16 protein-coding genes and 1 other annotated feature are annotated in these 20158 nt (G+C 37.0%); of the genes, 14 read left to right on the top strand and 2 right to left on the bottom strand.

Annotated features, from left to right (window positions below):
• Positions 1–14 precede the first annotated feature (14 nt).
• From ppc to QZ114_RS00780, 13 genes are all read left to right on the top strand, one after another.
• Positions 15–2711, top strand: a complete 2697-nt coding sequence (gene ppc, locus QZ114_RS00720; protein WP_295498491.1) for a phosphoenolpyruvate carboxylase — start codon at positions 15–17, stop codon at positions 2709–2711.
• A gap of 98 nt (positions 2712–2809) precedes the next feature.
• Positions 2810–3026, top strand: a binding site (T-box leader).
• 114 nt (positions 3027–3140) lie between these two features.
• Complete coding sequence (trpX, locus tag QZ114_RS00725) at positions 3141–4148, top strand: tryptophan ABC transporter substrate-binding protein (protein WP_295498493.1); 1008 nt, start codon at positions 3141–3143, stop codon at positions 4146–4148.
• 60 nt (positions 4149–4208) lie between these two features.
• The gene (locus tag QZ114_RS00730) at positions 4209–5075 is read left to right on the top strand and encodes an ABC transporter permease (protein WP_295498496.1); all 867 of its coding nucleotides are present in this window, start codon (positions 4209–4211) and stop codon (positions 5073–5075) included.
• Positions 5072–5830, top strand: a complete 759-nt coding sequence (locus QZ114_RS00735) for an ABC transporter ATP-binding protein (protein WP_295498499.1) — start codon at positions 5072–5074, stop codon at positions 5828–5830. Before QZ114_RS00730 ends, QZ114_RS00735 begins: the two co-directional genes overlap by 4 nt.
• A gap of 192 nt (positions 5831–6022) precedes the next feature.
• Positions 6023–7783: a DNA primase gene (dnaG, locus tag QZ114_RS00740; protein WP_295498502.1), complete on the top strand. Its 1761-nt coding sequence runs from the start codon at positions 6023–6025 to the stop codon at positions 7781–7783.
• Positions 7784–7785: 2 nt separating this feature from the next.
• The gene (rpoD, locus tag QZ114_RS00745; RefSeq protein WP_295498506.1) at positions 7786–8895 is read left to right on the top strand and encodes an RNA polymerase sigma factor RpoD; all 1110 of its coding nucleotides are present in this window, start codon (positions 7786–7788) and stop codon (positions 8893–8895) included.
• A gap of 15 nt (positions 8896–8910) precedes the next feature.
• Positions 8911–9240, top strand: a complete 330-nt coding sequence (locus tag QZ114_RS00750; RefSeq protein ID WP_295498509.1) for a metal-sulfur cluster assembly factor — start codon at positions 8911–8913, stop codon at positions 9238–9240.
• Between the two features lie 75 nt (positions 9241–9315).
• Complete coding sequence (locus QZ114_RS00755; RefSeq protein WP_295498531.1) at positions 9316–10392, top strand: glycosyltransferase family 4 protein; 1077 nt, start codon at positions 9316–9318, stop codon at positions 10390–10392.
• A gap of 11 nt (positions 10393–10403) precedes the next feature.
• A complete protein-coding gene (locus tag QZ114_RS00760; protein ID WP_295498511.1) occupies positions 10404–11726 on the top strand; it encodes a glycosyltransferase family 4 protein in 1323 nt (440 codons plus the stop codon).
• A 30-nt stretch (positions 11727–11756) separates the two neighbouring features.
• Positions 11757–11933, top strand: a complete 177-nt coding sequence (locus tag QZ114_RS00765) for a PspC domain-containing protein (protein ID WP_045606442.1) — start codon at positions 11757–11759, stop codon at positions 11931–11933.
• 58 nt (positions 11934–11991) lie between these two features.
• Positions 11992–12126, top strand: a complete 135-nt coding sequence (locus QZ114_RS00770; RefSeq protein WP_084891490.1) for a DUF4044 domain-containing protein — start codon at positions 11992–11994, stop codon at positions 12124–12126.
• Between the two features lie 69 nt (positions 12127–12195).
• Entirely contained in the window at positions 12196–13506 is a 1311-nt protein-coding gene (obgE, locus tag QZ114_RS00775) for a GTPase ObgE (protein WP_295498516.1), read from the top strand.
• 9 nt (positions 13507–13515) lie between these two features.
• The gene (locus QZ114_RS00780) at positions 13516–13668 is read left to right on the top strand and encodes a hypothetical protein (RefSeq protein WP_295498519.1); all 153 of its coding nucleotides are present in this window, start codon (positions 13516–13518) and stop codon (positions 13666–13668) included.
• 48 nt (positions 13669–13716) lie between these two features.
• On the opposite strand, the gene QZ114_RS00785 is transcribed toward QZ114_RS00780, so the two are convergent.
• Together QZ114_RS00785 and QZ114_RS00790 are read right to left on the bottom strand one after the other, a co-directional pair.
• The gene (locus tag QZ114_RS00785; protein WP_295498536.1) at positions 13717–14355 is read right to left on the bottom strand and encodes an arginine repressor; all 639 of its coding nucleotides are present in this window, start codon (positions 14353–14355) and stop codon (positions 13717–13719) included.
• Positions 14356–14659: 304 nt separating this feature from the next.
• Complete coding sequence (locus QZ114_RS00790; RefSeq protein WP_295498522.1) at positions 14660–16942, bottom strand: Xaa-Pro dipeptidyl-peptidase; 2283 nt, start codon at positions 16940–16942, stop codon at positions 14660–14662.
• A gap of 257 nt (positions 16943–17199) precedes the next feature.
• On the opposite strand from QZ114_RS00790, the gene QZ114_RS00795 reads away from it, so the two are divergent.
• Positions 17200–20158, top strand: a 2959-nt coding sequence (locus QZ114_RS00795) for a YSIRK-type signal peptide-containing protein (RefSeq protein WP_295498525.1), incomplete at its 3' end; no start/stop codon positions are given.

Genomic DNA, 20158 nt, shown 5'->3' on the forward strand with positions numbered 1-20158 from the left:
AGAAAGGATCCTTTATGTCTCTTCAAAAATTAGAAAACTATAGTAATAAAGTTGTCGTGCAAGAAGAAGTATTGATTTTAACTGAGTTGTTGGAAGACATCACTAAAAATATGCTTGCACCAGAGACTTTTGATAAAATCATGCAGTTAAAAGAACTGTCAATGCAGGAAGATTATCAAGGTTTAGACAAGCTTGTCACTGATTTGACAAATGATGAAATGGCCTATATTTCACGTTATTTCTCTATTTTGCCACTTTTGATTAATATTTCAGAAGATGTTGATTTGGCTTATGAAATTAACCATCAAAACAATATTGATCAAGATTATCTCGGAAAATTGTCTGCAACCATTAAAATGGTAGCTGAAAAAGAAAATGCAGTTGAGATCTTAGAACAATTGAATGTCGTTCCGGTTCTAACAGCCCATCCTACTCAGGTTCAACGTAAAAGTATGTTGGATTTAACCAATCACATTCACAATCTTTTACGTAAGTACAGAGATGTGAAATTGGGCTTGATTAATAAGGAAAAGTGGCATAATGACCTCCGTCGTTATATTGAAATCATCATGCAGACAGATATGATTCGTGAGAAAAAATTGAAAGTAACCAATGAAATCACGAATGTGATGGAATATTATCACAGTTCTTTTTTAAAGGCTGTTCCTCACTTGACTGCTGAATACAAGCGTCTGGCTAAGAAACACGGTTTAGAATTAAAACATCCAAAACCCATTACTATGGGAATGTGGATTGGTGGTGACCGTGATGGTAATCCATTCGTAACAGCGGAAACTTTAAAACAATCTGCAATGACACAATGTGAAGTCATCATGAATTATTATGATGAAAAAGTCTATCAACTATATCGTGAATTTTCACTTTCATCTAGTATTGTGAATGTTAGCAAACAAGTACGAGAAATGGCTCGCCAATCTAAGGATAATTCTATCTACCGTGAAAAAGAGCCTTATAGACGCGCTTTGTTTGATATTCAATCAAAAATACAGGCTACAAAAACTTATCTAATTGAAGAAAAAGAAGTTGGTCCACGCTATAAAGCTGCAAGTGATTTTTATAAAGATTTAATTACGATTCGTGACTCACTTTTGGAAAACAAGGGCGAAGCTCTTATTTCAGGTGATTTTGTTGAGTTAATCCAAGCAGTTGAAATTTTCGGTTTCTATCTAGCATCCATTGACATGCGTCAAGATTCAAGTGTTCACGAAGCCTGTGTTTCAGAACTATTAAAATCAGCAGGAATACATTCTCGCTATAGTGAACTTTCTGAAGAAGAAAAGTGTAATCTTTTGTTGAAACAATTGGAAGAGGATCCTCGTATTCTTTCAGCAACTAATGTTGAAAAATCAGAACTATTAGAGAAAGAGTTAGCAATTTTTAAAGCAGCACGTAGCTTAAAAGATAAACTAGGAGATGATGTCATTCGCCAGACAATCATTTCCCATGCAACTAGCGTATCCGACATGCTAGAGCTTGCTATCATGCTTAAAGAAGTTGGTCTAGTTGATAAGGAGAGAGCACGGGTCCAAATTGTTCCTCTTTTTGAGACCATTGAGGACTTAGATTATTCAGAAGAAACAATGAGAAAATACCTTTCTCTTTCCCTTGCTAAAAAGTGGATTGCTTCTCGAAATAACTATCAAGAGATTATGCTTGGTTATTCAGACAGTAACAAGGATGGTGGTTATTTGTCATCTTGTTGGACATTGTATAAAGCTCAACAACAATTAACAGCTATTGGTGATGAGTTTGGTGTCAAAGTGACCTTCTTCCATGGCCGTGGTGGTACTGTTGGTCGTGGTGGTGGTCCAACTTATGAAGCGATTACGTCTCAACCTCTCAAGTCTATCAAGGACAGGATTCGTCTAACAGAGCAGGGAGAGGTGATTGGTAATAAATATGGTAATAAAGACGCTGCCTACTATAATCTTGAAATGTTAGTTTCTGCAGCTATTAATCGTATGATTACCCAGTGGAAGAGTGACACAAATACTTCAAATCGTTATGAAGCTATTATGGATCAGGTTGTGGATCGTAGTTATGATATTTATCGTGATTTAGTTTTTGGGAATGAATATTTCTATGATTATTTCTTCGAGTCAAGTCCTATCAAGGCTATTTCTAGTTTTAATATTGGATCTCGTCCTGCAGCTCGTAAAACCATTACAGAAATTGGTGGTTTACGTGCAATTCCTTGGGTTTTCTCTTGGTCACAAAGTCGCGTGATGTTCCCTGGTTGGTATGGAGTAGGTTCTAGCTTTAAAGAATTTATCGATAAAAACCCTGAGAATATTACTATCTTAAGAGATATGTATCAAAATTGGCCTTTCTTCCATTCTCTACTCTCTAACGTGGATATGGTTTTATCAAAATCGAATATGAATATTGCTTTTGAATATGCTAAGTTATGTGAAAACGAAGAAGTAAAAGCAATCTATGAAACAATACTGGATGAATGGCAAGTGACCAAAGAAGTTATTTTAGCAATTGAAAATTATGATGAGCTCTTAGCTGAAAACACATATCTAAAAGCCAGTCTAGATTACCGTATGCCATACTTTAATATCCTTAATTATATCCAGTTGGAATTAATTAAACGCCAACGCCGAGGAGAATTATCTAGCGATCAAGAAAAATTAATTCATACAACCATCAACGGAATTGCGACAGGATTACGTAATTCTGGTTGATACTTCGACGCTTCCTCTTTTTCAAGGGGAAGTTTTTGATATTTTATATAACTTTTTTTAAAAAATAGTATTGACAAGAAATTGAAAAATGATATAATGTAACCATTCAGAAAGTAATCATAAGAGTTTTATAGAGAGTCTGTGCTTGGTGAAAACAGATAAATGAAGATGATGAAAATTGGGCTGAATTGTTTATAGAATTTGAAATCATAAAAATTCGGTGAGCACACCTTACAGTGCATCTCGTTTTTGCGAGACTGAGCGATAGGGATATTCCCTATAATTGAGGTGGCACCGCGCATCGACGTCCTCACACAAGTGTTTTTGTGTGAGGACTTTTTAGTTTAGGAGGACAATGATGGAATGTAAACGATGGCGTCGCTTAGTTAATAAGCAAATTGGTTAAAAGTTAATAAAAGGAGAAATAAAATGAAAAATAAACGTCTAGTTGGGATAATTGCTGTTTTAGCAGTTTTGGTCGCAGGAAGCTTGATTTACTCTTCTATGAATAAACAAGAATCGAAGCAAGAAGTTAAGAATGAAAAGAAAATTGCTAAGGTTGGTGTACTTCAGTTTGTAAGTCATCCATCACTTGATTTGATTTATAAAGGAATTCAAGATGGTCTTGCCGAAGAGGGTTATAAGGATGATCAATTGAAGATTGATTTTATGAATTCAGAGGGTGACCAAAGCAAAGTCGCTACTATGAGTAAGCAACTTGTTTCAAATGGCAACGATATTGTAGTAGGGATTGCAACTCCTGCGGCTCAAGGATTAGCCAGTGCAACAAAAGATTTACCTGTTATTATGGCAGCCATTACAGATCCAATCGGAGCTAACTTGGTTAAAGATTTGAAAAAACCTGGTGGAAATATTACAGGTGTCTCAGACCATAATCCAGCCCAGCAACAAGTGGAACTAATCAAAGCTCTAACACCTGAGGTTAAAACAATCGGTGCTCTTTATTCAAGTAGTGAAGACAATTCAAAAACTCAGGTAGAAGAATTTAAAGCCTATGCTGAAAAAGCAGGTTTCAAGGTAGAAACATTTGCAGTTCCTTCAACAAATGAAATTGCTTCTACTGTCAATGTTATGACTAGCAAGGTAGACGCTATCTGGGTTCCAATTGACAATACTATCGCATCAGCTTTCCCAACAGTTGTATCAAGCAACCAAGCAGCTAAAAAACCGATTTATCCAAGTGCAACAGCCATGGTAGAAGCTGGTGGTTTGGCATCAGTGGTTGTTGATCAACGTGACCTTGGAGTGGCTACAGGTAAAATGATTGCTCAAGTCTTGAAAGGGGCAAAACCAGCTGATACACCAGTTAATGTCTTTTCAACTGGTAAGTCTGTTGTCAATAAAAAATATGCAAAAGAACTTGGTATCACAATTCCAGAATCTGTCCTAAAAGAAGCAGGACAAGTAATTGAATAAGATAAAAGGAGGAGTTGGAAACATCTCCTCCCGTTTTACGAAAGAAATGAGTGAAAAATTATGATAGTATCTATTATTTCTCAAGGTTTTGTCTGGGCCATTTTAGGTTTGGGAATTTTTATGACCTTTAGAATTTTAAATTTTCCAGATATGACAACAGAGGGTTCATTCCCACTTGGTGGAGCAGTCGCAGTTACTTTAATTACAAAAGGCGTTAATCCTTTTCTAGCTACTCTTCTTGCTGTTGGGGCTGGTTGTTTGGCAGGAATGGTCGCAGGGCTTCTCTATACTAAAGGTAAAATTCCTACTTTATTATCAGGTATATTAGTAATGACTTCTTGTCATTCGATTATGCTTTTAATCATGGGGCGAGCAAATTTAGGCTTGCTTGGTACGAAGCAAATTCAAGATGTATTACCATTTTCTTCTGATTTAAATCAATTAGTTACAGGACTTATTTTTGTTAGTCTTGTCATTGCTCTCATGCTTTTCTTTTTAGATACAAAGCTTGGTCAAGCATATATTGCAACTGGAGATAATCCTGACATGGCTAGAAGTTTCGGAATTCATACAGGTCGTATGGAACTCATGGGTCTGGTCTTGTCTAATGGTGTAATCGCTCTTGCAGGGGCTTTGATCGCTCAACAAGAAGGTTATGCGGATGTTTCTCGAGGAATTGGTGTCATCGTTGTTGGTCTGGCTAGTTTGATTATTGGTGAAGTCATTTTTAAAAGTTTGACACTAGCAGAACGGTTGATAGCTATTGTTGTAGGTTCTATAGCCTATCAATTCTTAGTGTGGGGAGTTATTGCACTTGGATTTAATACAAGCTATCTACGTCTCTATAGTGCCCTTATTTTAGCGGTCTGTCTCATGATTCCGACCTTTAAACAAACACTCTTGAAAGGAGCCAAGTTGAGCAAATGACAGCAATTGTAGAATTAAAAAATGCAACAAAAGTTGTAAAAAATGGCTTTGATGAAGAAAAGATTATTTTGAATGATGTCTCCTTAGATATTTTCGAACATGATTTTATCACTATTTTAGGTGGAAATGGAGCCGGAAAATCAACCCTGTTTAATATTCTAGCTGGGACCTTGTCTTTGACGAGTGGAACTATTCGTATTTTAGGAGAAGATGTCACTAAATTTTCACCTGAAAAACGTGCTAAGTATTTATCCCGAGTCTTTCAAGATCCGAAAATGGGAACAGCTCCCCGTATGACGGTAGCTGAAAATCTATTGATTGCAAAATTTAGAGGCGAAAAACGAGGACTTTTCCCAAGACGCCTCAGCAGTTATAAGGATGAATTTCAGTCTACTATTGAAAAAGTTGGAAATGGTCTTGAAAAACATTTGGATACGCCAATCGAGTTTTTATCTGGGGGTCAAAGGCAAGCTCTAAGTCTCTTAATGGCGACCCTGAAACGTCCAGAACTTCTTTTATTGGATGAGCATACAGCAGCTCTTGATCCCAAGACTAGTGTTTCTTTGATGGAATTGACAGATGAATTTGTGAGCAGAGATAACTTAACAGCCCTCATGATTACCCATCATATGGAAGATGCTCTCAAATATGGCAATCGCTTAATCGTCATGAAAGAAGGACGAATTATACAAGACTTGAATCAAGAAGAAAAAGCAAAGATGAAGATTTCAGACTACTATCAATTATTTGAATAGATGAGTCCTATTTTCATCAAAATTGTGAAGCAAAACTCAGAGGTATGGAAGTATTTCTGAGTTTTTTATCTTCTCTTGCAATCTAAAAAATGATGCAAAGAGAATGATGGAAAGTGTATGAAATGGTTTACTTTTTTTCTGAAATAAAGTATACTATATAGAGTAAACTATGATAACATGGAGGTATTGTGTATGGTTGACAAACTAGTCATTGAAGATATCAAAAACAATGCCAACATTGTGGAAGTCATAGGAGATGTGATTTCTTTACAAAAGGCAGGACGGAACTATTTAGGGCTCTGTCCTTTTCATGGTGAAAAAACACCTTCTTTTAATGTGGTGGAGGATAAGCAGTTTTATCACTGTTTTGGCTGTGGCCGCTCAGGAGATGTTTTTAAATTCATAGAAGAATACCAAGGCGTGTCCTTTATAGAAGCTGTCCAAATTCTTGGAGAGCGAGTTGGAATAGAGATTGAAAGACCACTTCAGAGTGACCAGAAACCATCATCTCCTCATCAGGTCTTGTATGATATGCATGAAGAAGCTACTAAGTTTTACCATGCTCTTCTCATGACTACCACCATGGGTCAAGAAGCAAGACATTATCTTTATCAACGCGGATTGACTGATGATGTCATAAAACATTTTAGAATTGGTTTAGCACCAAGTGAACGCAACTATCTTTATCAACGCTTATCAGGTAAGTATCGAGATGAGGATTTCTTAGAATCTGGACTTTTTTACCTTTCGGATGCAAATCAATTTCTCGATACCTTTCATAATCGGATTATGTTTCCCTTAACAAATGATCAAGGGAAAGTTATTGCCTTTTCTGGTCGTATCTGGCAGAAAACGGATTCACAGACAGCTAAGTATAAAAATAGTCGTTCGACTGCAATTTTTAATAAAAGTTACGAATTATATCATATGGATAGGGCAAAAAAATCTTCAGGTAAAGCAAGTGAGATTTATCTTATGGAAGGTTTTATGGATGTTATTGCTGCTTATCGTTCAGGAATCGAAAATGCTGTTGCATCCATGGGTACTGCACTAAGCAGAGAACATGTTGATCATCTAAAGAGGTTAACCAAGAAGCTAATTCTAGTTTATGATGGTGACAAGGCAGGACAAGCTGCGACATTGAAAGCTCTAGATGAAATAGGTGATATGCCTGTACAAATCGTAAGTATGCCTGACAATCTTGATCCGGATGAATACTTGCAAAAAAACAGTGCTGAGGACTTGGCCTATCTATTGACCAAAACTCGTATTAGTCCGATTGAGTTTTATATTCATCACTACAAGCCTGAAAATAGCGATAATCTTCAAGCACAGATTGAGTTTATTGAAAAAATAGCTCCTTTGATAATAAAAGAAAAGTCAATAACTGCCCAAAATAGTTATATTCATATTTTAGCGGATAGTCTTCCCTCTTTTGATTATGGACAGATTGAACAAATAGTTAATGAGAACCGGCTAATAGATCGTCAAAATCGTATGAATGGGTTTTCTAGATCAACTTCAATTATAGCGCCAGTTACCAAGCAATTGTCTGCAGTTATGAGGGCGGAAGCACATATTCTATATAGAATGAAGGAGTCATCCCTCGTTCTCAATGATTTTCGGTTGCGAGAAGATTTTAAATTTGATACACCTGAATTTCAGGTCTTGTATGACTTGCTTGTCAAGTATGGGGACATTCCTGCTGAAGAATTGGCTATTTGTTCGGAAGAGGTTGAAAAAGCTTGGTACCAAGTCTTAGCGCAAGATTTACCAGCTGAAATGTCACCCCATGAATTAAGTGAAGTAGAAACGACTCGAAATAAGGCTCTATTAAATAAAGATAATATGAGAATCAAAAAGAAGGTGCAGGAAGCTAGCCATGTAGGTGATACAGATACCGCCCTAGAAGAATTAGAACGTTTAATTTCTCAAAAGAGAAGAATGGAGTAATAATGGCAACAAAACAAAAAGAAGTAACAACATTTGATGTACAAGTGGCAGAATTTATCCGTAATCATAAGAAAACAGGAACCGCAACTGATGATGAAATTAATTCAAGTCTAGTCATTCCTTTTGCTCTAGATGCAGATGGTATTGAAGACATCTTGCAACGAATTCAAGATGCAGGAATTTCAATAACTGACGTTGAAGGCAATCCAAGTGCGCGTGTTCTTAATGCTGAAGAAGAACCAGAACTGAGTGATGAAGACTTGATTGGCTCAACTTCTGCTAAGGTTAATGACCCTGTTCGTATGTATTTAAAAGAAATAGGGGTTGTACCTCTCTTGACCAATGAAGAGGAAAAAGAGTTAGCACTGGCTGTTGAAGCGGGTGACATCGAAGCCAAACAACGCCTTGCGGAAGCCAACCTTCGTTTGGTTGTTTCCATTGCCAAACGCTATGTTGGTCGTGGTATGCAGTTTTTGGACTTGATTCAAGAAGGAAATATGGGCTTGATGAAGGCAGTTGATAAGTTTGACTATTCTAAAGGATTCAAGTTTTCAACTTATGCAACCTGGTGGATTCGTCAGGCTATCACTCGTGCCATTGCTGATCAAGCACGTACCATTCGTATTCCTGTACACATGGTAGAGACCATTAATAAATTGGTTCGTGAGCAGCGTAATCTTCTTCAAGAATTGGGTCAAGATCCAACTCCAGAACAAATTGCTGAACGTATGGATATGACGCCTGATAAAGTTCGTGAAATCTTGAAGATTGCTCAAGAACCGGTATCGCTTGAAACGCCAATTGGGGAAGAGGATGATAGCCATCTTGGTGACTTTATCGAAGATGAAGTGATTGAAAATCCAGTTGATTACACAACTCGTATTGTCTTGCGTGAGCAGTTAGATGAAGTATTGGATACCTTAACTGATAGGGAAGAAAATGTTCTTCGTCTTCGTTTTGGACTGGATGATGGGAAGATGCGTACTCTTGAAGATGTTGGTAAAGTCTTTAACGTCACTCGTGAGCGTATTCGTCAGATTGAAGCTAAAGCATTGAGAAAATTGCGCCAACCTAGTCGCAGCAAACCTCTTCGTGATTTTATTGAAGATTAGAAATGAGGATAAAAAATGGCCTATACAGAAGAACAAATTGAAACTATCAAAACTCGAATTTTAAACGCCTTAGAAGATGTAATAGACCCTGAGTTGGGAATTGATATTGTCAATCTTGGTTTAATCTATGAGATTCGTTTTGATGGAGATACAGGACATACTGAAATTGATATGACACTCACTACTATGGGTTGCCCTTTGGCAGATCTCTTGACGGATCAGATTTATGATGCCATGACAGAGGTGCCAGAAGTAACGGATACTGAGGTCAAATTAGTCTGGTATCCAGCCTGGACAGTTGAAAAAATGAGTCGTTACGCACGTATTGCATTAGGGATTAAATAATGAACAAAAAACTGTAAGAGACGATTGGGAAATAGAGGTAATACCCTTTTTTCCTCTGGTCTCTTCTTTCTTTTGATGTATTTCATAAAAGAAAATGATATAATAGTAGTTATGGATAAAAAGAAATTACGTATCAATATGTTGAGTTCAAGTGAAAAAGTAGCAGGACAAGGAGTTTCAGGAGCTTACCGTGAATTGGTTCATCTTCTTCAACGGGATGCAAAAGAAGAATTGATTGTTACAGAAAATCTTCCTATCGAGGCAGATATAACTCACTTCCATACAATTGATTTCCCTTATTATTTATCAACATTTCAAAAGAAACGGTCAGGTAGAAAAATTGGCTATGTTCATTTTTTGCCTGATACGCTTGAGGGTAGTCTGAAGATTCCTTTTTTCTTAAAAGGAATTGTGAAACGCTATGTTTTTTCTTTTTATAATCGGATGGAACATCTTGTAGTAGTAAATCCAATGTTTATTGAAGATTTAGTAGCCGCTGGTATTCCACGTGAAAAAGTGACCTATATTCCTAATTTTGTCAACAAGGAAAAATGGCATCCGTTACCAAAAGAGGAGGTTTTACGACTTCGTGAAGATCTAGGACTTGATCAACATCAGTTTATTGTTGTTGGCGCTGGTCAGGTTCAAAAACGAAAAGGAATCGACGACTTCATTCGTTTGGCAGAAGAATTACCTCAGATAACTTTTATCTGGGCTGGAGGCTTTTCTTTTGGTGGTATGACAGACGGTTACGAAAAGTATAAAAAAATGATGGAAAATCCACCAAAAAATTTACTCTTTCCTGGTATTGTGACACCAGAACGAATGCGAGAGCTGTATTCCTTGGCAGATATTTTCTTACTGCCTAGTTACAATGAGTTATTTCCAATGACTATTTTAGAAGCAGCAAGTTGCGATGCACCGATTATGCTGCGTGACTTGGATCTATATAAGGTTATTCTAGAAGGTAATTATCATGCTACAGCAGATAAAGATGAGATGAAACAATCTATTTTAGAATATCAAAAGAATCCTGATAGCTTGAAAGAGTTGAAAGAAAAAGCTAAGAAAATTTCAAGAGAATATTCTGAAGAACATCTCTTACAGATTTGGTTGGAATTTTACCAAGAGCAAGCTGCTTTAGGTAGATAGTGAGGTAATCTATGCGAATTGGTTTATTTACAGATACCTATTTCCCCCAGGTTTCTGGGGTTGCAACTAGTATTCGAACCTTGAAAATGGAATTAGAAAAGCAAGGACACACGGTCTTTATTTTTACAACGACAGATAAAGATGTTAATCGTTATGAAGATTGGCAAATTATTCGAATACCGAGTGTTCCTTTCTTTGCATTTAAAGATAGACGTTTTGCTTATCGAGGTTTTAGTCATGCGCTAGAAATTGCTAGACAGTATCAGTTAGATATCATTCATACACAAACTGAGTTTTCACTTGGTTTATTAGGGATTTGGATTGCTCGAGAATTAAAGATACCTGTCATTCACACCTATCACACCCAGTATGAGGAATATGTTCACTACATTGCAAAGGGGTTGTTGATTCGTCCAAGTATGGTCAAGTATCTTGTTCGAGGTTTTTTACATGATGTTGATGGAGTAATTTGTCCCAGTGAGATTGTTTGTGATTTGCTTTCTGACTATAAGGTCAAGGTTGAAAAAAGAATTATTCCTACAGGTATCGAGTTGGCAAAATTTGAACGCCCTGAAATAAAAGAAGAACATCTTAACGAATTACGTTCAAAATTAGGCGTTCAAACTGATGAAAAAATGCTACTAAGTCTTTCTAGAATTTCTTATGAAAAGAATATTCAGGCGGTTTTGACAGCTTTTGCTGAGGTTTTGAAAGAAGAAGATAAAATTAAGCTAGTAGTTGCTGGAGACGGTCCATATCTGGAAAGTCTGAAAGAACAGGCGCATGAGTTACAGATTCAAGAATCAGTAATCTTCACCGGTATGATTGCTCCTAGCGAAACAGCCCTTTATTATAAGGCCGCAGATTTTTTCATCTCAGCTTCTACAAGTGAAACACAAGGTTTGACTTTCTTGGAAAGTTTAGCTAGTGGAACTCCTATTATTGCTCATGGAAATCCTTATCTAGATAATCTAATCAATCATAAGATGTTCGGTACCTTGTATTATAGAAATGATGATTTAGCAGGAGCGATATTAGAAGCTTTGATTGCTACTCCTGAGATGAATGAAATTAGATTGGCAGAAAAGTTATATGAGATTTCTGCTGAAAACTTTGGGAAACGAGTTCATGAATTTTATTTGGATGCCATTATTACAAATAATTTTCAAATGGATTTAGTTAAGGACGATACTGTGGGCAAACGGATTTTTAAGACTGTTTTATACCTACCACAGAAGGTTGTAGCCGTACCGGTGAAAGGTTCAAGACGAATACTAAAGACTTCTAAAACTCAACTATTGAGCATAAGAAATTATTGGAAAGATTGGTATTGATAGGAGAAATGGAATATGAAAAAACAATTAATGAGAAGTGGGCGTGATAAAAAGATTGCGGGTGTTTGTGCTGGGGTAGCCCATTATTTTGATATAGATCCTACTATTGTTCGCGTAATATGGGGTGTTCTTGCTTTTGGTTATGGAGCTGGAATTATAGCCTATATTATTTTATGGATTATTGCACCAGTAGCAAGTGACTATTGAAAACTAGCTGAATTCATGCTAAGATATTAGAAAGTAGAATGTAACAAAGGAGAAAAAAATGGCATTTGGAGATAATGGAAATCGTAAAAAAACCATGTTTGAAAAATTAACCTTACTAATCGTGTTTATTATGTTGATTGCAAGTTTGCTTGGAATTTTTGCAACTGCAATTGGTGCCTTGAGTAATCTATAAATCGGATTACCTAAAAGTAACATTAGTGACTGGGATTTCCCAGCCCTTTTTTAAAGTGAGAAGATAATAATGAGTATGTTTTTAGATACAGCCAAGATTAAGGTCAAGGCTGGTAATGGTGGCGATGGCATGGTCGCTTTTCGCCGTGAAAAATATGTCCCCAATGGAGGTCCTTGGGGTGGTGATGGAGGTCGTGGTGGTAACGTCGTGTTCGTTGTAGACGAAGGTTTACGTACCTTGATGGATTTCCGCTACAATCGCCATTTCAAGGCTGATTCTGGGGAAAAAGGCATGACCAAAGGAATGCATGGTCGAGGCGCTGAGGATTTACGTGTTCGTGTACCACAAGGCACAACCGTCCGTGATGCTGAAACTGGAAAAGTCATCACTGATTTGATTGAACATGGACAAGAATTCATAGTAGCCCACGGTGGTCGTGGTGGTCGTGGGAATATTCGCTTTGCGACTCCCAAAAATCCTGCCCCTGAAATCTCAGAAAATGGAGAACCTGGACAGGAACGTGAATTACAGCTAGAATTAAAAATTTTAGCGGATGTTGGCTTGGTTGGTTTTCCATCGGTAGGAAAGTCAACTTTACTTAGTGTAATCACATCAGCAAAACCAAAAATCGGTGCCTATCACTTCACAACTATTGTTCCAAATCTTGGTATGGTTCGTACCCAATCAGGTGAATCCTTTGCAGTAGCTGACTTGCCTGGATTGATTGAGGGAGCAAGTCAAGGTATTGGTTTGGGGACTCAGTTCCTTCGTCATATCGAGCGTACAAGAGTTATCTTGCATATCATTGATATGTCTGCTAGTGAAGGACGTGATCCCTATGAGGATTATCTTGCCATCAATAAAGAGCTGGAGTCATATAATCTTCGTCTAATGGAGCGTCCGCAGATTATTGTAGCTAATAAGATGGATATGCCTGAGAGTCAGGAAAATCTTGAAGTCTTCAAGAAAAAATTAGCTGAAAACTACGATGAATTTGAAGAATTGCCAGCTATTTTCCCTATTTCTGGTTTGACCAAGCAAGGTTTGGCAACACTTCTAGATGCAACAGCTGAATTGTTAGACAAGACACCAGAATTCTTGCTCTATGACGAGTCCGATATGGAAGAAGAAGCTTACTATGGATTTGATGAGGAAGAAAAAGCCTTTGAAATTAGCCGTGATGACGATGCAACATGGCTACTTTCTGGTGAAAAACTCATGAAACTCTTTAATATGACAAACTTTGATCGTGATGAATCTGTTATGAAGTTTGCTCGCCAGTTGCGTGGTATGGGAGTTGATGAAGCCCTTCGTGCTCGAGGAGCTAAGGATGGCGATTTAGTTAGAATTGGTAAGTTCGAATTTGAATTTGTTGACTAGGAGGATTATATGGGAGATAAACCAATATCCTTCCGAGATGCTGATGGAAATTTTGTATCTGCAGCAGATCTTTGGAATGAAAAAAAATTAGAAGAATTATTTAATCGTCTCAATCCCAATCGTGCTCTTAGATTAGCTCGAGCGAAAAACAAAGAACAGTAATAGCAAAGAATATAAAAAATTCCGTGCCTAATCAGACACGGAATTTTGTTATTCACCAAAGAAGAATGGTGGAGTGTATTTTTTAAGTTCTTCAAAGCAACTGTGAGCGGCATCTGTATCTTCACAGATGACAAGGCAGACATCATCTCCACAAAGGGTCGCAATGGCATCGGGGAAATTTAAAGAATCAATAATTGAACCAAATGATTGAGCGAGTCCAGGGAGGGTTTTAAGTAGAACCTGGTTCTGAATTGGTCGCATCAATACAAGAGCATCTTCCATATAAGTTTCTAAACGTTTTTCCCATTTGGATGTAGATCCAGTATTGACTACATAATATGAATTATCTTCTTCTCGTACTTTAGACAAGTTCATGCTCTTGATATCTCTTGATAAAGTAGCTTGTGTAACCTGGATATCGTTGTCGGCAAGAAGAGCTTGTAACTCTGCTTGAGTATGGATTTTTTTCTTTGTAACGAGAGCTCTAATGAGCTGGTGGCGATGTTCTGATTTATTCATAAAGTGTTTACTCCTTGTACAAGGTACAGTAAGCGTGGACTGATCGAGATCGACAGTCAGGTGGTAGGCGGTATTGTCACGTATGATGATTTCAAAGTCAGTAGTATAAAGAACTATACGGAGAAAATCTCCTTCTTTTAACTTGTCACTAGTTGGGTGGAGATGAATTGGCTATCTATCCGTTTATTTACATTGGTGTCCTCTACTAACAGTAAATCATTCAATTAGGGTAGCCTTTTGTCACGACTTGTTGTGAATTTACGATTAATGTTAATTCACAGAGATTTTCCAACATGTGGTGTGGTAGCGAATATTATTAATGAGTACACATGTTGGTTAGGGTCTTAGTATCTTTTGTCCAAGCTCCCGTTATGGGCTTATCATAAGCCCTTCTTTGAGAGTGGATTTGATACCAAGTTTATGTTTTGTTAGACTCTTCAAGTGGAAATAGTTCGATATTGAAAGTCTGATATTATACCTTTTGACAAGGTAAGAGAAGTGTAGACTGTTCAAGATCGACAGTCAGGTGGTAAGCGGTGTTGTCACGTATGGTGATTTCAAAGTCAGTAGTATAGAGGACTAAACGAAGAGTATCTCCTTCTTTTAACTTGTAAATAGTTGGTTGCAATTCAAATTGGATATCCATCCATTCACCTGCCTTGATCTCCTCTATTAACAATAAATCATTTCGATTCTGTAAATTGAGGTAGCCTTTTGTCACGACTCGTTGTTCATTTTCACGAAATGGTAATTCACAGAGATTTTCCAACATGTGGTAGCGTCCATTATCAATGGTTCTAGCACCTAAAACAGCAGGATAAGGTTGTAGGTATTTCTTTTGACCAAGTTCCAGTAGTTGGGCTGATAAGAGCCCCTTGTTTGTACTGGATTTGATACGAAGATTAAGCTGAGCGCGACCGTTCAGGTGGAGATCTTTAGTCACAGGAAGGTCAATAGTAATTTGATTTGTTTTCCCTTGATAGAGTTCTGTATTGAAGGTTTGGTAGATTTTACCATAGCGCTCAAAATCCTTATCTGGGTACTGGTTTTGAATAACTTGCTCTCCTTGACCGAGTGAGAAGGTTTCAAAGTTATCTTGCTCACCGAAGTTATCAAGAGATAACCAAGTCTGCGGAGTAGTATTATCCTGCCAAATGATAGGGGGGAGTTGATAGCCTGTTTCTTGATCAAGTAATTTTTTTGTCAATAAGGCATTCATAGACTCTCGGAAGTCAATTGACTGCCAGTTATTCATATAAACATGAGCCCCGTGATGGAAAAAGAGATGTTTATTGATATGGTCTGGTAGAGCATGGAACATCTGGTAAACATGTAGCGGTTTTACGTTCCAATCTTGAGAGCCATGGGTGAAAACAACTTCTGCTTTCACCTTGTGAGCATGAAGAAGATAGTTTCTGTCATGCCAAAATTGATTGTAATCACCTGTTTTTCTATCAAGTTTTTCTCTTAGTTTCTGGATATCATCTTGGTGTGTAGCGTTTCCAAGAATAAAATCACCAGCCAAGAGATTCCGAGAGTAGGTTAACTCAGCGAGTGAGTCAAAATCCTCGCCAGGATAACCGCCTGGGCTAGTCACTAAACCGTTTTCACGATAGTAGTTGTACCATGAGGAAATACCAGCCTCGGCAATGATAACTTCTAAACCATCTACACCAGTAGTGGCAAGGCCATTTGACATGGTACCTAGATAGGAAAGTCCCGTTGTAGCAACTTTTCCGTTTGACCAATCAGCCTTGACTTGACGCTGGCGCGTGTGATCAGTAAAGGCACGGCAACGACCATTGAGCCAATCGATGACATTTTTATAAGCTTCGATTTGCTGATAGTCTCCGTTGGTCATCAAACCTGTAGAATCCTTAGTACCAACACCAGACACATAGATATTAGCAAAGCCTCGTGGAAGGAAGTAGTCGTTGAGTGTATAGCTAGCGTTGATGTGCGTCAGCTTTTCCTCAGCTTCTGATACTAGCTCAGCTTGACTATGTGATTCAACTACAGATAGTTTTGGTTCTTCTAGCTCAATCTTGTGAGCAGGTTTCACTTCAAGTTCGCCCTCCATCTTGTAGAGAGCCTTGTCACTAGCCTTGTCATTGGTCCCCTGATGATAGGGACTTGCTGTCATGATAGCAGGGATTTGTCCATCAAAACGAGGACGAATAATGTTGACCTTGACTAAGTCAGGTAGCCCCTTTTGGTCAGTATCCACACGAGACTCAACGTAGACCACTTCTCGAATGACATCGTGGCTGGAAAAAGTAGCCAAGCTCTTGCCGTTAAAGTAGTGATAGGTATTATCTTCAGGGATAAGACCGTCACTTACCAGTTGATCAATCAGGAGATTTCCTTTTTTGGTTCGAGTATTGAGCAACTGATAGAGATTTTCAATCAAATCACCATATACGATGGGAAAACCAGTTTCTTTACGGAAGGTTTGGCTATCCTCAAAATCAACAAGATAGCTAAAACCTAGCACTTGAAAAGCAACAGTGTAGAAAATATCCTCGGTTAGTTCTCTCCTTGATTGAAAGAAGGTTAGGAGGTCTGTCTCTTTATCAGCAGCTAAACTTGCTAGGGGATAATCTGTATGTTGATAGGTGAAAAAAATATGTCGTAGAAAATGCTCTAATAGTTCCTTTTCGGATAAGTTAATATGAAAAGGGAAGCCGTATGACTGAAAATCCTGATAAATTTCATCTCTAGATAGAGCTAAATAACTATATTGATTAAAACGCATAGAACCTCCATATAAAATTATAGTTAAAATTATTATATCAAAAAAATAGGGAAAAAGAAATATAAACGCTAAAACGATTTATTATTAATATTATTAATATTATAATATAAACAAAACGAATCTTTTTATTAAAATAAGCTTAAAAAAATGAGCAATAGAAATTGATTTCATTGACTTTTACGGGGGGAGAGGAGTATAATATATACTGTATAATTGTATTCAATTGATTACAAAAATAAAAATAGAAAGCGATAACTATGTATAAAGCAAAAAGACAAGTGAACAGAAAATCTTTTGATTGGTATGGCTTGAGTCAGCGTTTCTCAATCCGTAAATACCATTTTGGAGCAGCTAGTGTCCTTCTTGGAACTGCTTTGATTTTGGGTTCACCTCAGACATCAGCCAAGGCGGATGATGCTGTTTCTGCAAATACTGCACAGACAAGAACTGGTCAAGGTGTGGATGAAGGAACCAATAGCACGACAGATGGCTTGAAAAATGTAACCTTGCCAACAGCAAGCACAACTGAAGCGGCTGTGCTTGAAAAGCCTACTTTGAGCGACGAAGAGATTGCGAAACTAGCAGCTGCTTCTGAGACTCATGCAATTACATCTCCATCAGAAACAGCAAAAGAAGAGAGCAAACCAGCTACTTCAGATAATGTAGTGAAGACAAACACTGAAGAAAATACAGTTACTGAATCAAATAAAAAGAAAGAGGAAGTAGCTCGTAAACGTAGCAAACGTGCATTATCTGTCGAGGAAACTCCAACAAGTATTGCTAGTGAAGAATTATCAGTTACTCAATCGACTCCTCATTATTTAGTAACGGGTAAAAACTATTATAATGATTCATCTATAAATTTGGGGGAAACTTTAACTAAAAAAGTTAAAGACCTAGTTAATGCCAATCAATTTACACGATTAAAGACTACTTATGGAGATGATCTTTCAGAGGATACTACGGTATTAGAATTTTGGAAGAAATTTGGGTATTCTCCTGAAGATCGTTATTCCTATCATCATAAAGTAACAGATAAAAAAGGGAATGCTGCAAATGCAACTCAGAAAACTGGACAACAGACAACCTTTGAACTACCTTATGAGATAATTTATTATCAAAAAAATGGACAAAAACATGCTGTGAAAGTTCCAAATCTTTTTTCAAGATTAACAGTTGGAGAACAACCAAATATTTGGAAAAAAGTTGATAAAAGCTGGGGAAGTGGTTGGACAAGAGGTTCAGTATCTGACTTAGAAGTGATGAATAATCTTTTAGGTTATGGGGAAGATAGTACAGTTGACCAGTATATTTTAGATCCTGCTAATAAAAATAATTTTGTAATACCAACACGTTATAATACAGAAAGAAATGATGTATGGTTAACAATGAGAGGTGGAAGTCCAGATTTGTATGGATCTTATTTAACTGGAGCTCGTGCTCATCTCACGGCAATATCTGCTTCTGGGAAACAAATGAATGAAAAATCTAATATAGAAAAAACAAGCTCTGATGAATTTTATATTAATACGACTACAAAGTTAGGAATTACAGAGGCTGGATTTGATAATCTTGGAGAGAGATTTTTAGGAGGAAAGTCTGTTGTTGGTAGTCAAAAAATATTTGAAAAAGTCAATAATGGTGGAACGGTAGAATCTTTTTGGAGTAGTTATACTTTTCAAGACTTGAGAAATCGTTTGATTACACATTTTATGGATGATATTAATGCTAATCTTGAGAATTATGAAAAACAAGCAACTGGAATTAATTTAGGAGTAGGTGGTCAAATTCAGTTGACAGGACTTTATCGTATGTCAGACTTAGATTTAGCGACAATTACTACTAATAATATTTCTAATTATAATAATTATTTATCTGATGAGAAAACACGTTTAGATGAATCTTCACATATAACAAATGTTGAATACTATATGTATAATGGTGCAAATAAAGAACAATTATTTTCTCCAGCTAAATCAGTATTCCAAATTGAAACTACTCGTCCTTACTTTAAGAGCTTTGGAGATTTATCAACAGCAGTTAAACTTAGAAAGACAACACTAGATACAGAATTTGTTGATAAATTAGGAAGTAATTCGTTTGAATTAGAAGATAAAGGAATGACAAGTTCTGGTGATAAAATTGGTGTGGACAAGACACATGTTCGTGCTATGATTACTGAAAATGGTGTGATAAAAGAACGTAATTTAAGTTTAGATGATTTAAAAGCTTCATTAAATAAGCCAGAGTACTTAAACAAAGAATTGAAGATTTTTTATACGTATGCTGCTTTAGATACTAAAGGAATTGATGGAAAGTTACCAACTGAAATAACTACGAATCAAGGAGCATATGCAGTTCCAATAGTCCGTACTGTACAAGTATTAGAAAATATAGCTAATACAGAAGAAAAGAAAGTAATTCGTACAATTCAGTATAAAGATCAAGACACACAACAGTTGATTCAAGAAGCACCTACTGTTACACAAGAAGCAATTATAACTAGAACTAAGTTATTGGATCCACTTACAAATAGTATACTTGGTTATGATACAAATAATGACGGTCTAGTAGATACGACTGATGAAAATCAGGCTTGGGTAGTTAAAGAACAAACGTGGGTAGAGGTGAAATCACCATTAATTGAGAACTATAACGCCCCAAGTAAAGCAAAAGTGGATGCGGTACAAGTTACACCAACAACAGTCGATGTGACAGAAGTAATTGAGTATAGGCAAGGAACAGAAAATATAGTTGAAAGTAAAACAGTTACACGTACCATCAAGTATGTAGATGCAGCGGATAAGACAAAAGAAGTTGCAGATACTGTTAAACAAACAGCGACCATCACACGAACAAATGTGAGAAACAAAGTCACAGGAGCAATAACTGAAGGAAACTGGAGTGAAGCAAGCTGGGATGCAGTAGATTCTCCAAGGGTTGAGAACTATAAGGCCCCAAGTAAAGCAAAAGTGGATGCGGTACAAATTACACCAACAACAGAAAATGTGACAGAAGTAATTGAGTATAGGCAAGGAACAGAAAATATAGTTGAAAGTAAAACAGTTACACGTACTATCAAGTATGTAGATGCAGCAGATAAAACAAAAGAAGTTGCAGAAACTGTTAAACAAACAGCGACCATCACACGAACAAATGTGAGAAACAAAGTCACAGGAGCAATAACTGAAGGAAACTGGAGTGAAGCAAGCTGGG

The sequence above is a fragment of the uncultured Streptococcus sp. genome (assembly GCF_901875575.1).
Classification (GTDB): domain Bacteria; phylum Bacillota; class Bacilli; order Lactobacillales; family Streptococcaceae; genus Streptococcus.

Excerpts from the sequence above, each read along its gene's own strand:
- QZ114_RS00760 (WP_295498511.1), top strand. The coding sequence starts at position 10,404 with ATGCGAATTGGTTTATTTACAGATACCTATTTCCCCCAGGTTTCTGGG.
- rpoD (WP_295498506.1), top strand. The coding sequence starts at position 7,786 with ATGGCAACAAAACAAAAAGAAGTAACAACATTTGATGTACAAGTGGCA.
- QZ114_RS00755 (WP_295498531.1), top strand. The coding sequence starts at position 9,316 with ATGTATTTCATAAAAGAAAATGATATAATAGTAGTTATGGATAAAAAG.
- QZ114_RS00780 (WP_295498519.1), top strand. The coding sequence starts at position 13,516 with ATGGGAGATAAACCAATATCCTTCCGAGATGCTGATGGAAATTTTGTA.
- trpX (WP_295498493.1), top strand. The coding sequence starts at position 3,141 with ATGAAAAATAAACGTCTAGTTGGGATAATTGCTGTTTTAGCAGTTTTG.
- QZ114_RS00750 (WP_295498509.1), top strand. The coding sequence starts at position 8,911 with ATGGCCTATACAGAAGAACAAATTGAAACTATCAAAACTCGAATTTTA.
- QZ114_RS00735 (WP_295498499.1), top strand. The coding sequence starts at position 5,072 with ATGACAGCAATTGTAGAATTAAAAAATGCAACAAAAGTTGTAAAAAAT.
- QZ114_RS00730 (WP_295498496.1), top strand. The coding sequence starts at position 4,209 with ATGATAGTATCTATTATTTCTCAAGGTTTTGTCTGGGCCATTTTAGGT.
- obgE (WP_295498516.1), top strand. The coding sequence starts at position 12,196 with ATGAGTATGTTTTTAGATACAGCCAAGATTAAGGTCAAGGCTGGTAAT.
- QZ114_RS00770 (WP_084891490.1), top strand. The coding sequence starts at position 11,992 with ATGGCATTTGGAGATAATGGAAATCGTAAAAAAACCATGTTTGAAAAA.
- ppc (WP_295498491.1), top strand. The coding sequence starts at position 15 with ATGTCTCTTCAAAAATTAGAAAACTATAGTAATAAAGTTGTCGTGCAA.
- QZ114_RS00790 (WP_295498522.1), bottom strand. The coding sequence starts at position 16,942 with ATGCGTTTTAATCAATATAGTTATTTAGCTCTATCTAGAGATGAAATT.
- QZ114_RS00765 (WP_045606442.1), top strand. The coding sequence starts at position 11,757 with ATGAGAAGTGGGCGTGATAAAAAGATTGCGGGTGTTTGTGCTGGGGTA.
- dnaG (WP_295498502.1), top strand. The coding sequence starts at position 6,023 with ATGGTTGACAAACTAGTCATTGAAGATATCAAAAACAATGCCAACATT.